General features: G+C 70.4%; 11 protein-coding genes. 2 read left to right on the top strand and 9 right to left on the bottom strand.

Annotated elements, in window-relative coordinates:
- On the bottom strand, positions 1 to 1,041 hold a 1,041-nt coding region (locus ABD679_RS13110), incomplete at its 3' end, for a type VI secretion system Vgr family protein (protein ID WP_344760440.1).
- A 180-nt stretch (positions 1,042 to 1,221) separates the two neighbouring features.
- Between ABD679_RS13110 and tssA the strand changes: the two genes are divergently transcribed.
- A complete protein-coding gene (tssA, locus tag ABD679_RS13105) occupies positions 1,222 to 2,277 on the top strand; it encodes a type VI secretion system protein TssA (RefSeq protein ID WP_344760439.1) in 1,056 nt (351 codons plus the stop codon).
- A 21-nt stretch (positions 2,278 to 2,298) separates the two neighbouring features.
- Here the strand turns inward: tssA and ABD679_RS13100 are convergent, their stop codons facing one another.
- The 6 genes from ABD679_RS13100 to ABD679_RS13075 all read right to left on the bottom strand — a co-directional run bounded on the left by ABD679_RS13100 (position 2,299) and on the right by ABD679_RS13075 (position 10,477).
- Entirely contained in the window at positions 2,299 to 3,051 is a 753-nt protein-coding gene (locus ABD679_RS13100) for an OmpA family protein (protein WP_344760438.1), read from the bottom strand.
- A gap of 2 nt (positions 3,052 to 3,053) precedes the next feature.
- Positions 3,054 to 4,037: a type VI secretion system-associated protein TagF gene (gene tagF / locus ABD679_RS13095; protein ID WP_344760437.1), complete on the bottom strand. Its 984-nt coding sequence runs from the start codon at positions 4,035 to 4,037 to the stop codon at positions 3,054 to 3,056.
- Entirely contained in the window at positions 4,034 to 7,759 is a 3,726-nt protein-coding gene (gene tssM / locus ABD679_RS13090) for a type VI secretion system membrane subunit TssM (RefSeq protein ID WP_344760436.1), read from the bottom strand. The genes tagF and tssM overlap by 4 nt, the downstream gene beginning before the upstream one ends.
- Before the next feature lie 14 nt (positions 7,760 to 7,773).
- On the bottom strand, positions 7,774 to 9,246 hold the full coding sequence (locus ABD679_RS13085) for a hypothetical protein (RefSeq protein ID WP_344760435.1): 1,473 nt from the start codon (positions 9,244 to 9,246) through the stop codon (positions 7,774 to 7,776).
- A gap of 44 nt (positions 9,247 to 9,290) precedes the next feature.
- Entirely contained in the window at positions 9,291 to 9,494 is a 204-nt protein-coding gene (locus ABD679_RS13080) for a hypothetical protein (RefSeq protein WP_344760434.1), read from the bottom strand.
- Between the two features lie 104 nt (positions 9,495 to 9,598).
- Entirely contained in the window at positions 9,599 to 10,477 is an 879-nt protein-coding gene (locus ABD679_RS13075; RefSeq protein ID WP_344760433.1) for a M15 family metallopeptidase, read from the bottom strand.
- Positions 10,478 to 10,828: 351 nt separating this feature from the next.
- Between ABD679_RS13075 and ABD679_RS13070 the strand changes: the two genes are divergently transcribed.
- Entirely contained in the window at positions 10,829 to 11,401 is a 573-nt protein-coding gene (locus tag ABD679_RS13070; protein WP_344760432.1) for a hypothetical protein, read from the top strand.
- A gap of 9 nt (positions 11,402 to 11,410) precedes the next feature.
- On the opposite strand, the gene ABD679_RS13065 is transcribed toward ABD679_RS13070, so the two are convergent.
- Both ABD679_RS13065 and ispG read right to left on the bottom strand, forming a co-directional pair.
- Positions 11,411 to 12,196 (bottom strand): phosphatase PAP2 family protein, encoded by a 786-nt coding sequence (locus ABD679_RS13065; protein WP_344760431.1) that lies wholly within the window; start codon positions 12,194 to 12,196, stop codon positions 11,411 to 11,413.
- Positions 12,129 to 13,421 (bottom strand): flavodoxin-dependent (E)-4-hydroxy-3-methylbut-2-enyl-diphosphate synthase, encoded by a 1,293-nt coding sequence (gene ispG / locus ABD679_RS13060; RefSeq protein WP_486341547.1) that lies wholly within the window; start codon positions 13,419 to 13,421, stop codon positions 12,129 to 12,131. The genes ABD679_RS13065 and ispG overlap by 68 nt, the downstream gene beginning before the upstream one ends.
- Positions 13,422 to 13,463: the final 42 nt, after the last annotated feature.

The raw sequence follows: 13,463 nt of genomic DNA, 5'->3' as shown, positions 1-13,463 counted from the left end.
GATCTCGGCCGGTGGCGCGTCCGCGCCCGGCGCCGTCGGCGCCTGCGACAGCCGGAACCAGGTGCCGGCCCGGAAGCTGCGCGCCGTGCCTTGCCCGAACCAGCCTGCAGCCGACGCCTCGCGCGCCTGTGCCATCAGGCCGGCGTAACGATCGGCCTCGGCCGCGCTGGCGAACGCATAGGCACCGCCCGGGTCGTAGGCCTCCAGGGGTGACGGCGGCTCGAACCCGGCCTGCAGCGGCAGTTGCGCCGTGTTCGCCCGCACGGTCTTGTAGTCGTGGCCCAGGACCGTCAGCCGGTCCGCGCCGATCCGCTGCCGCCGGCCGAAGGCCTGCAGGCTGTCCGCCGACTCGGTCGCGTCGCTGCGATGGAAGCGGATCCCGCCGCCGCCGGCCGAGAGCACGTCCTCCGGCTGCGCCGCGCTGTCGGCAAACAGCACCAGCCGATGTCCGGCGGCGGCTTCGGCATCTTCTTCCAGCCGCCAGCCCAGGCCTTCCTCGGCCAGCAGGCGGCTGACGAAGTCGAAGTCGCTCTCGCGGTACTGCACGCAGTAGCTGCGCTCGCGCTCGCCCAGGAACGGGCCGACCTCGTCGCCCAGCTGCCATGCGGCCAGTGGCGCGTAGTCGGCGAACACCGCCTCCACGATCCCGACCACGCTGCGGTCCTGGAACACCCGGCTGTGCCGCCCTTGCGTCAGCAGCCATGTCCACGGCACCAGGCAGATCCGGTAGCGCGCCAGGCCGCCGTCGGTCCCCAGGCACGCCGCCTCGCGCACCAGGCCGCTGCGCGTGCAGTCGCTGCCGTCGGCAAGCCGGGTGACCAGCCGGGCCGGCTGGCCCAGCCAGGCCTCCAGGTCCAGCGTCGCGTCGGTCGCCAACAGGTCGACCCACCATGCGAACCCCTGCGACAGCGACTCTTGCCCGCACCAACGCTCCACCAGCAGGTTCGTCGCCTGCGGCAGCTCGATCCGGTAAAGACGGGTGGCATCGTCGATGCCAACCAGTGACGCCAGTCCATCCAGCACACCATCCAATGAGTGCATCGTGCGAACTCCATGACTCGACAAGGCCCTTCGCGCGTCGGTCGCCTTCCCTGGGCACCATCGGCGCGGCCTCTTCCTGCCCGGCAAGGTAGCAAAAAACCCGGCCTGCCGCAGCCGGACGGCCCGGCACCCGCATGTAGAATCCCAAGTCCACATCCACCAAAACCTGCGAGTACCGCCATGCTGGAACTGGAAGACCTGCTGGCTCCCGTCACCGACGAACGACCCACCGGTGACGACCTGTCCTTCTCGACCGAATTCGACGCGATCCAGGAAGCCAGGCGCGCCGATGACCCCACCCTCGAGCAGGGCGAATGGATTACCGACATCAAGTACGCGGACTGGGCTGCCGCCGAGCGGATGTGCCGCGAGCTGCTGCAGGCGCGGACGAAGGACCTGCGGCTGGCCGCATGGTTCACCGAGGCCCAGGCGCAGCTCCACGGCTTCTCCGGGGTGGCGCTGGGGTTCCGCACCGTGTCCGGGCTGTTCGACCGCTACTGGGACGACGTGCACCCGCTCGCGGAGGACGGCGACTTCGAGGAGCGCATCGGCAACGTCACCTGGCTGCTGTCCAACGCGCTGCAGTGGCTGCGTGCGCTGCCGATCACGCACAGCGCCCACGGTCATTTCGGGCTGGGCGACTTCGAGGCCGCACACGCGCGCAGCGGCAACGGCGAGCCGGCCGGGGACGACGACCAGCCGGGTCTGGACGTGATGGAAGCCGCGCGGCGCGACACTCCGCACGAGTTCTATATCCGCCTGCTCGATGCGGTACCCGACTGCTCGGTCGCGCTGCAGGAACTGCAGCAATCGGTGGACACACGGCTGGGCACCGAGGGGCCGAGCTTTACCCCAGTGCGCGACCAGATCGAGCACCTGCACAAGACCGTGCGCCGGTTTGCGCGCGAAGCGGGCGTGCTGGTGGACGGCGACGCCGGTGCCGAGAGCGACGACGTCATCGAGGCCGCGGGCGAAGGCGGCACGGCGCAGGCGCCATCGAACAGCGGCCCGATCGCAAGCCGCCGGCAGGCGCTGGCGCAGCTGCGGCAGGTGGCGGAATTCTTCCGCCGCACCGAGCCGCACAGCCCGGTCGCCTACCTCGCCGACAAGGCCGCGCGCTGGGGCGAGATGCCCCTGCACGTGTGGCTCAAGCGCGTGATCAAGGACGACAGCACGCTCGCCCAGGTGGAAGAACTGCTGGACGTGGACGCCGGCCAGGAGCCGTTCGGCGCCTGACGGCGCCGCGCGGCCAAGGGGCTACAGCACGCGGAACTGGATGCGCCGGTTGCGCGCGCGGCCGTCCGCGGTTGCGTTGTCGGCGACCGGTTCGTCCGGCCCCTTGCCCAGCACGCTCAGGTTCTCGCGCGCGATGCCCTTGCCGACCAGGTAGGCGCGCACCGCTTCGGCGCGCGCCTGGCTCAACGCGATGTTGGCCTGGCGCTGGCCGACGTTGTCGGTGTGGCCGATGACCTGCACGCGCGCATCGCCCATCCCGCGCATCTTCCCGGCCATTTCGTCGAGGATCGCGCGGCCGACATCGGTGAGCCGCGCACTGCCGCTCTCGAACTCGATGATGCGGTCGCCGAGCGTCGCGTCCAGCACCTCCTGGCCGTCGCCCATGCCCAGGCCATTGGTGACGGTGTAGGTGCTGTTGCTGGCGAGGCTGAGCTCGCTGGCGACCTGCTGGCGCTGGGCCTCGTTGGCGACCTCGCCGCTGATGCGCACGCTCTGGCCATCGACCTCCAGCTTGCCGTTGTGCACGCGCTTGAGCCCCGGGGTGAGCATGCCAGCCACGTACTTGCCCCAGTTGGGCGGCGTTGGAATGGATTCGACCTGGATCCGGTCGACCACGCGCTCGCTGCCGTACAGCTCGCGCAGTTCGCCCAGGATCAGCGATTTGGTGGCCTGGTCGGGGACGACACCCTCGGCCACGACGGGCTGCGCGTCGGACTGCGCGTGGGCCGCGGCCGCCATGGCCAGCAGGACGAGGAAGATTGTCAGGCGACGCATGCTCATGCTCCCACGAAGGTTTCGCCGAAGATCCTGCGGGCGGCTTTCAGCGACAGTTCGTCGCGGTCGACGTAGCTGGCAAGCTTGTTGAGCCCGTAGTCGCTGGACAGGTGCTCGTCGACCCACTCCGCGTCGTGCACCCGGATCAGGTGTTCCTCGGCAAAATACGGATCCAGCACCGCGCGCAGCGTCTGGTGGTCGGCGCCGTTGAAGCCGACGATCATCCGCGGCGCCGCCTCGTCGCGGACCAGCACCGCCAGTTCGAAGTCGCCGCGGGTGATGAACCCGGCAATCATGTCGAGCCAGAACGCGCCGACCAGCGGGCGGTACAGCGGATCCTTCGGCAACGGAAGCTCCAGTCCCTTGTCGATGTTCACCCCGGTGCCGGACAGCAGCGGCTGCAGCAGCAGGCCCAGGGCCGGCAGCATGCGGCGCAGGACGACGTCGTCGTGGCCGCTCTCGCGCAGCAGGCGCTGCAGCGAACCGATCGTCTGCATTTCGAGGAAGTCCTCGAAGGGTGCGGCATATGCGCCCGGGTCGGTGCTCAGCTCGCAATGCGTCTCGGCCAGCGCCTGCAGCGGCGCACCGGCATCCTCGGCCTGCACCGCCTCGCGCGCGCGCCGCGACAGTCCGCTCCACACGCGCGACAGCGCCATCGGGCTGCGCGCGAGGAAGCCGAGCGGATTGGCCACTTCGACCCGGATCGCCGACAGCAGCGGGAACCGGCGCTGCGAGGCGTCGCGGCTGGGCAGGAAGTGCCCGCACACCACCAGCTTGCTGCGCGAGCCCATGAACCCGTAGTGCACGTCCGGCGCTTCGTCGTACAGGCGCTTCCAGTCCGGGCTCTTGCTCAGCAGTTCGATGCTGTTGCCCGCCCAGCGGTCGAGCAGGCCCATCAGCTGGTGGTTGTCGACGGTGCGCACGAAGTCGCCGCGCGAAGGCACCTTGCCGAAATAGCTCACTGCCACCGACGTTTCCTGCGTCATCCCTCGTCCTCCGTGCCATCTGGTTCCGCCGCGGCAACCGCCGGCTGCGCGCCGACGATGGTGGCCGGAAGCTGCAGTCCATTCTGCCAGTCGCTGCCCCCGCTGCCGCTTCCCGGCGAGCGGATCTTCCGCATCACCACGCTGACCGACACCCCGTCACGGGCCCAGGTCAGGGTGCTGCTCTCATCCCGGTCTTCCTGGGTCGCTGCGCCCATCAGGCGGGACACCCCGCTCCCGCCGGGTGCGTTGACCAGTTCGACCGTGCGGCCGTCGCCGGTGACGGCAACCAGCCTCGCACCCGGGACCGCACCGGGGTTGGGCCACTGGAAGGTCTGCCAGGCCGGCGGCGTGTTGCGATAGCGCAAGGTCTGCCCGTCGATCTCGAGCGTGTATTCGATGGCGCCGATGGCCGGCTGCGGCAACACCTGGAAAATCGTACTGTCCGGGCTGGACCCGCTTGCCTGCTGGCCGCTCACCCACTCGCTGTAGTGCGTGACCAGTTCCGGCGACAGCGTAATGCCGCTGCCCGCCCAGCGCTTGGCCTCCAGCAGGTTACCGCGCTGGATCACCAGCGTACCCAGCGCATCCTTGTTGAACTCCGCGACCGCACCTGACGAGCCGAAGATCGCCGCGACATCGGCCGGCGCGGCGTCGACATCCGCTCCCTGGTCGAATGGATACTGGCGGCCGATCCCGTCCTCGAACGGCTGGTACACCTGCGCCACCCAGATGCGGTTGACCTCTGCCTCGACCGGCGGCACCAGCGCCGAGAAGGTTTCGGTCAGCGGCCGCAGCAGCAGCGGCCGCAGCGCCTTGCGCTGTCCCTCGTCGAGGCCGTTGAGCAGATCTTCGTCGACCAGCGCCAGCGCCGCATTGAGTTCCGAACCCTCGTTGCCCAGCGTGTCCTGCATCAGCTTGCGCGCGCCGGGACCGGGATCACCCTGGGTCTTGATCGCGTTCAGGCGCGTACGCAGCTTGCCCAGCACCTCGAAGTAGCTGTCGATCAGCGCGGCGCTGCCGTCGCGCGGCGCGACCAGCCGCGCGAAGCCCTCGAAGGCCTTGCCGATCGGCCCCATCGGCGGTGTTTCCGCCTTGCCGGTGTCGGGATTGATCCGCACCGGGATCGACGACGGCGTGCGCCGCAGGATCACGCGCTGGAACCAGGCCACGAAGCCGCTCTTCATCTTGCCGGCCAGCGCGTTGCTCGCGACCGGATTGTCCCACACGGTCTGCTCGTTGATCGCCTCCAGCAGCTTGCGCAGCGGCGACTCGCGCGGGTCGCCGATGCTGTTCATCCGCGATACCGCCTCATCGAAGCTGCTGAAGCCGGTGACGCTTACGCCCTGCAGGAAACGCTGCCACTGCTCGGCGTACTCCTTCTTGTAGAGCATCGCCAGCTCGCGGGAAATGTGCTCCGGGCTGCCGGCCAGCGACAGGTCGCTGCTCTGGGTCGTGTCGAGCACCCAGTCGGTGGTACTCAGCTCGGTGGTCGCGGCCTCGTCGATCGCGCCCTTGACGTAGTCCTCCCATGCCTGCCGCGAGAACGCGCCGGAGATCGCGTAGCTGCCCGCGATCGCGTCCTTGTTGGCCTCGTCCCCGATCAGGCTGTTGACCGTTACCGGCCCGAAGCGGGTCGCGGCGCGCGCCTTGATCTGGGCGAACACGCGGTTGATCGCCGGCTCGCCGCGGGTGGCCTGGTTGAGCACCGCGCGCACGTCGGACACCAGCGACACCTTGCCGTCCACGCGCGGCCAGGCCTGTTCGCCGGACCGGGCGACGTAGAACGTCATCAGCTTCTCGGCCGCACGCGCCATTTCCTCGCGCGACATCTGTCCGCGGTTGGCGTCCAGCCACCCGCGCCAGAAACGGGTGAGCTGATGGCCGAGCGCGGCCTGCTCCACCTTTTCCGGGTCGGCAAGCATCAGGTAGGCCTTGAGCGCGCTGTAGGCGTCGTCCGGATCCGTGGGCGAGGCTTCCTCGTAGAGCGACTTCTCGCGCGGCGCATCCTTCTGCGCCGGTGCGGACTGCGACATCTCGCCGCCGTGCGCGACCACGTCGGCCAGGTAGCCTTCGATCCGTGCGCGGGTAGGCGCAAGCATCACCTGGCGCATGCCCGAGAAATACTCTTCCAGCAGCTTGTTTTCGATCCGGTCGCCCTGGTACAGGCCGATGCGCGTGGTGAGCGGGTGGTCGCCGCGGTAGCGCGCGAGTTGCTCGATGCGGTCCTGCAGCAGCAGCAGTGCGTCGACCCGCGACTTGAGGTCCACGCGCCCCTCCTGCACCTGTACCGCCTGCTGCAGGTCCTTGGTGGTGTTCTCCACCATCTGCCGGTTGGTGGTGTACGACCAGGTCCACAACCCAAGCGCCACGGCCAGCACGGCCACCGCGCCGAGGAACACCGCGTAGCGCCGACGCGTCACGTGCGGGCTGGAGTATTGCCGGACGAGCTGGCGGTCGGCGAACACGACCTTGCGGAACAGGTCCTTGAGGAAGTGCGCGGTCTGCCCGGCAGGCTCGCCCTCGCCCGCCCGCGCCCGCCCCTGCAATCCGAATTCGCGCCCCACCCGCTCGGACGCGTAGTGCACCGAGTTGCCCTCCTGCAGGGCGCTGGTGAAGTAGAAGCCGCGGAACACCGGCGGATACTGGTACGGGTTCTCCTCGAACAGCGTGGCGATGAACGTGCGCAGCGCCGGCTTGATCGCCAGGAATTCCAGCGGCAGCGTCAGCAGCCCGGGCGAAAGCTCGCGGCCGCGCTGCATCGCCATCTGCGCCAGCCCCATCTCCTTGAGGCCGTCGGACAGCTCGTCGAAGTGGCGGTCGAAGCTCGCCAGCGCGTCGGAGTCGGCCTTCGGGTCGAACGGCAGCGTCGCGCCCCACACGTTCTCGCGCTCGGCCGGATCCAGGCTGCGGAAGAACTCGGTGAACCCGGCGATCAGGTCGGCCTTGGTGAATACCACGTAGACCGGCGCGAACACCTCCAGCCGTTCGGTGATTTCCTGCACGCGCTGGCGCAGGTTCTTGGCCAGTTCGATCGCGAACTCGGGCTTGCTGCCCGACAGCTCGGCGATGCTGGCGGCGATGATGATGCCGTTGATCGGCGCGCGCGCGCGATTCTTCTTCAGCAGGTCGAGGAAGGTCAGCCACTCCAGCCGGTCCTCGACGCTGACCGAGTAGCGGCCGGCGGTGTCGAGCACGATGCCCTCGGTGGTGAAGTACCAGTCGCAGTTGCGGGTGCCGCCGATGCCCTGGATGACGTTGCTGCCGTTGTCCTCGAACGGGAACTTCAGCCCGGAGTTGAGGATCGCCGAACTCTTGCCCGCGGCCGGGTTGCCGATGATCACGTACCACGGCAACTCGTACAGCGCCGCCTTGCCCTTGAGCATGCCGATGCGCGAGGACTTGATCGCCTTGACCGCCTCGAGCATGCGCTCGCGCAGCACCTCGGTATCGGCGCGCGCGGCCGGCTGCGCGCTGGCGACGGCGCGGTCTGCCTCGTCCTCGACCATCTCCTCGACGCCCTTCGCCGCGCGGCGCGCGAGCACCCTGCGAACCAGCCACACCACGCCCCAAACCAGCAGCACGACGACGATGATCGCCAGCGCCCAGATGCCGATCGTCTGCAGCCCCTCGGCGCCGAAGTACATCAGCGCAGCCGCCGCGACGATGCCGATCGCGGCGAGGACGCGATAGTCGGTCAGGTAGTACATCAGTCTGTGGAACATCGTCGTGCGGTCCTTCAGGTCGCTGCGGCCGGCGCGTCGCCGGCCTGTTCGGGGGATCGGTCTTCGGGCGCCTGCGGCGCGATGACGGCGGCCATGCGTTCCAGGCCGGCGCCGAGCGAAAGCAGCAGCACCGCCTGCATCGAGGCGCGCACCTGCGCGGTGCCGAGCGCGAGCAGCGCGATCGGCGCGACGTGCCCGGTCTCACCGCAGGGCACGCCGAGTGCGCCGCACTGCGTGGAGATATCGAGCTCCGGGCAGGCGGCAGCGGCGCCGGCGCTGGCCTCCACCGCGCGGCTCGGGCGCTGGTCGGCGTCGGTGAGCACGAGTGCCACCGCATCGGCTTCGACATCCGCGCGGCGCAGCGCGAGCGACATCAGTTCGCCGGTGCTCCGCGCGGCCGCCCGCGGCTGCATGCCGGCAGCAAGTACCGCGCGGGAGGCTCGGTGCAGCGCGACGGCCTGCGCGGGATCCTGTCCGGAACCTGAGATCTCCGGCGCGACGGACGGCCGCAGCAGGACGCCTGCCGCACCTTCTCCCGGCACAACGCCCTCGCTGCGGCGGCTGTCCATCAGGCGCCCGGTGGCGATCAGCCGCTGCACGCTGCGTTCGCCGACCAGCGAGTCGCAGGCCAGCACCAGGTGCCAGGCCTCGCCGTCGGCGGTACCGCCGGCGATCGCGTCGAGCAGGCCCCATGCGGTGACCGCTCCGTCGGCCGGCACCACGTCCAGCACGATGCGCCGCCGGTCGATGCCCGACGCCAGCGCGAGTTCAAGCAGCCAGTCCGCCACGGCCTGCCGCAGGGGCGTTTCCCACGACATCGGCAGCAGCGCGTGGACGCGCACCGCGACCCGGACGTCATGCCCTTCGGTACGACGCAGCCCGGCAATGACGCGTTCCTCGGCGACCGGAAGCGGCGGCAGCAGCAGCGCGGCGGCGTCGAAAAGTTCGGTTGCGACCGGTTCCAGCAGTGCGAGCGCGCGCACGCGCTCCTCGTCCTGGTCGAGCTGCCGTCCCGCCTCCGCGGACGCGGCCACGGTATCGGCGAAGCCTTCGGTCTCCAGCCGCTCGACATGGGCGGTGAAGACGGGCAACCCGTCGCGGTCGCGGAACTTCGGATGCAGGCCCGGCCGCTGTGGCGCCGGCAGCGCAGCGAGCACCTGGCCGGCGTCGTCGCCGCACGGCAGCCACAACGCGGCGGCGAGGCAGTGCAGCGGCGGCGTGGCCTCGAACGTCGTCTCGTCCCCGCTTGCAGCGGCGACCGCCTTCGGTTCCTCCGCCGGCGCCGCGCCGGCACGCGAAGCACGGGCACGGCGCAGCAGCCAGATCCCGCCCAGCAGCCCCACCGGCAGCACGCCCAGGAGCAGCAGCATCTGCGTGCCGCCAGGCGTCGCGCCGCTGCTGCGCCAGTAAAGGATCACGCACAGCCAGACCGCGACGAAGACCGCCGCCACGACCAGCAACACGCGTCCGATTCCAGCCAGCTTCACGCCCTCGCTCCCTGAGTCCTTCCTTCCCTGCTCCCCGGTCCCGCCTACCTGCTGGTTCGCATCGACGGCATGGCTTCGCATGCCGTTCGATCCACGCCGTGTTCCGCCGCCGCGCCCTGGAGGCGGCGCACGGTGCGGCGGCCGATGCGGGGCACCGGCATGCGCTGGAGTTTCGTGGAAGGGGCGGCGGCGAAGGCCGTTTCCCCGTGATCGATCCGGCTGCCTGCCCCGATGATCCAACGCGTCATGACTGTTCCGCTCCCTGAGATCGCGGCGCGCCACTGCCTCCGGCCGCCGTCGACCGGCCCATCCCGGACCGGAAAGGAAAGATAGCAGGACTGACCCGGCTTTATCACCCGCGGTCGCCGGCGAGCCGCGCGCGCCGCTCCCGCTTTGCCTGGACGCAGCGATCCTTGAGCTCGACGTGCACGTAGTCCCTGAGCGAAGGCCAATTGCCGCCCCACTCCAGCCCGGCCTGCTGCGCGAGCCTGCCGTAGAGGAAGTAGGCATCGCGGGTCGACGGGTCGGACATGTTCCACTGCAGCTTGCCGTCGCGCAGCGGCGCGCTGTCGAGTGCCAGGCCGTACTGGTGGCAGCTCGCCCACGCGCCGGCGTTGGTCGCCCGGCCGCCGCGGCGGAGTTCGGCCTGGCGCTCGGGGCTGCGGTAGCCTTCGACCAGCACCATCTCGATGCCGTGGCGCTCGCGCATCACCTGGTAGATCGCCAGCACGCGCTGCTGCAGGTCGGGATCCAGGCGCGCCCATTTCCGGTCAGCCGTCACGATTTCCGGCTTCAGGCGCAGGACCTCCCTGGTCCTGAACACCGCCGGCGGCGGCGCCGGTGGCGGCACCAGGCGCTCGCCGCGCAGCAGTTGCGCGATCATCGTCCGCGATTCGGCCATGTCCTGGCCGTGGAAGCCCTCGAACACCACTCGCTGCCGCGACCACAGGATCAGCAGCGACGGCGCGCACACCAGCACCACCGCCGCCAGCAGGATCCAGCGATGCCGGAGCAAGCCGTCTGCGGCACTCGTCCCGCCCGACTGCACGCGGCGACCGGCATCGCCAACGCCACCGGCCACGCGGCGTCCCGCGCCGCGGGCGGCACCGCCGATCGCGCGCAGGATCCGCCGGCACGCGGCGACGAACGCATCCCCCGCTTCCGGGAACAGCAGCAGCCACGCGGCCACGCACACGGCGGTGCACGCCAGCGCGATCCCCGCCACGATCATTGCGGGGAACCGGCAGCGGCCGCCATTGACGCCCCCCCGGCAGCCGATAGAATGCGGCCGAGGACATCCCCCGGCGCATGCCGGGCAAGAGCAGGAAAGCACTTGAATACTGGCGGACCCAATCGCCCCAGCCTGGTCGCAGGAAGCGCCCCCGCCGCACAGCCGGCCGGACGGATCCTCGCCGACATGGAAAACCGTAAGCCCCAGGCGCCCGTCCGGGCGGCAGGGCGCAGGCGGTTGCCGTGGATCCTTGCACTGGGCTGCATCATCCTTGTTGCCTTCGTCGTCCTTCGGTGGCCGGCGGGCATGCCTGCCTCCGGCACCGGCGCGGAATTCGCCGGGGACGGAACAATGGGCCAACCGGCGCCCGCGACGCAAGGCGCCATCGTGCGGCCGGACCCTGCCGCGCAACCGCAGGGCGCGGTGATCATCGACGACCCGGCCATGGCCGAGACGCGCCACGCGCTGGAATCCCTGCCCTCCTCCGATGCGGCAACGCCGGCTGCAGCCGACGCCCGTTCCGCGTCCACGGCGAAGGCGACGCGCACGTCGCGCAGCAGCGCGTCGCACCGCAGATCCGCTCCACGCCCGGCCGCGAAGAAGCCGGAGAACGACCTGCTGGCCACGCTGATGCAGATCATCAAGCAGGACGAACCGGCCGCGGCCAAGGCCCGCGCGGGGAACCCCTCGTCGATGGACGCCCTGGTCGCGCAGATCGAGGCCGAGGACAACCGCAACCGCAGCGAGAACCAGGCCGCACTGGCATCGCTCGGCGGCAAAGGCAATGACGCCGCGCCCGTGCGCTCGCCCGACGTGCAGCAACAGCTGCGTGCCTGTCCGCGCGCCAACACCGTCGCCGGGATCGAATGCCGGCGCCGCGTATGCGCCGAACACGTCGGCGACGCGGCCTGCCCGCGGCAGTAGCGCGCCGCCCTATCCCGGCGAACCCGCCCTGCGCCACGGCCGCCCGTGCCAGCGGAACACCAGCAGGTACACGCCCACCGCCCATGCCGAGGCCGCCGCCCAGCCGGCGAGGATGTCCGAGGGGTAATGCACGCCCAGGTACACGCGCGACAACCCGACCATCGGCACGAACACCAGCATCGCGGCGACCACCGGCCAGCGCCAGCGCGTCGGCCAGGCAAGCAGCACCAGCACCATCGCCAGCGTCATCGAACCCATCGCGTGGCCGCTGGGGAAACTGTAGTTGTGCTCCGGCGCGATCGATTCCCACAGGCTGGGCCGCTCGCGTGCGAAGGCCTGCTTGGCCGCGACGTTGAGCAATCCCGAGCCGCCGGTGGCGAACGCGGCGAACACGCTCTCGCGATAATGCCGGCGCAGCGCGAGCAGCAGCACCAGGGCGATGTCGACCGGCACCACGCCGTATTCATAACCCAGTGCGGAGAACAGCAGGAACAGCCGGTCGAAGCCCTCGCGCGCGAGCTCGCCGGCGGCCAGCAGGATCGGGGCGTCGAACGGAAAGCCGTCGCCTTCGCGCACTTCGTCGGCCAGTTCGGTGAACCCCCACAGCGGCAACAGAAGCCCGGTGAACAGCAGGACCAGCCGCCAGCCGTGGCGGCGCAGCAGCGAACCTCCGGCATGGACCTCTTCGCGCAGCAGTTCCCTCGCCGCCGGGCGTCCGGCGGCCGGCTCAGGCGGGCTCGGCGGCACGGCCGTAGCGGCGCTCGACGTAGTCGTCGACGATGTCGACGAATTCATGCGCGATGTTCCCGCCGCGCAGCGTCATCGCCTTCTGGCCGTCGATGAACACCGGTGCCGCGGGCGCTTCGCCCGTGCCGGGCAGCGAGATGCCGATGTCGGCGTGCCGCGATTCGCCGGGCCCGTTGACCACGCAGCCCATCACCGCCAGCGTCATGTGCTCGGCACCGGGATGGGTGACCTTCCACTCCGGCATCTTCGCGCGCACGTGCTCCTGCACCACCTTGGCCAGTTCCTGGAAGAACTCCGATGTGGTGCGGCCGCAGCCCGGGCACGCGGTGACCATCGGGGTGAACGCGCGCAGGCCCATCGTCTGCAGCAGTTCCTGCGCGACGACGACCTCCTGCGTACGCGGCGCGCCGGGTTCGGGCGTGAGCGAGATGCGGATGGTGTCGCCGATACCTTCCTGCATCAGGACGCTGAGCGCGGCGCTGGAAGCGACGATGCCCTTGCTGCCGATGCCCGCCTCGGTCAGGCCCAGGTGCAGGGCGAAGTCGCTGCGCCGGGCGAGATCGCGGTAGACCGCGATCAGCTCCTGCACGCCGCTGACCTTGCAGCTGAGCACGATGCGGTCGGCCGGCAGGCCCAGGCCCACCGCGCGCGCGGCCGAATCCAGCGCCGAGCGGATCAGCGCCTCGCGCAGCACGCGGCCGGCATCCCAGGGTTCGGGGCGGTTTGCGTTCTCGTCCATCAGCCGGGTCGCCAGCGACTGGTCGAGCGAGCCCCAGTTGGCGCCGATGCGCACCGGCTTGTCGTACTGCAGCGCGAACTCGATCAGCTGTGCGAACTGGGTGTCGCGCTTCTTGCCGAAGCCGACGTTGCCGGGATTGATCCGGTACTTGGCCAGCGCCTGCGCGCAGGCCGGCTCGTTGGCGAGCAGCTGGTGGCCGTTGTAGTGGAAGTCGCCGATCACCGGCACCTCGATGCCCATCATCGCCAGCTTCTCGACGATGCGCGGCACGGCGGCGGCGGATTCGGGATTGTTGACGGTGATGCGGACCAGTTCCGAGCCGGCGCGCCACAGCTCGGCGACCTGCCTCACCGTCGACGCGACGTCGGCGGTGTCGGTGTTGGTCATCGACTGCACCACCACCGGCGCGTCGCCGCCCACGGCCACGCCGCCGATGCGCACCTGGCGCGTGGGCCTGCGCGGGGCGGGGCCGAACGACCAGTCGGCCAGGCTCTGGACGATGGTGTCGGGACGGTCGGCGGGAATCGCGGTCATGGCGCCATTTTAGTCGCTCCGCGCATGCGGCGCCGGCCCGGC

The sequence above is a fragment of the Luteimonas lutimaris genome (assembly GCF_039537065.1).
GTDB classification, from domain to species: Bacteria; Pseudomonadota; Gammaproteobacteria; order Xanthomonadales; family Xanthomonadaceae; genus Luteimonas; species Luteimonas lutimaris.
Note: the sequence above shows the minus strand (reverse complement) of the source record. Positions and strands in the feature narration are given on the sequence as shown.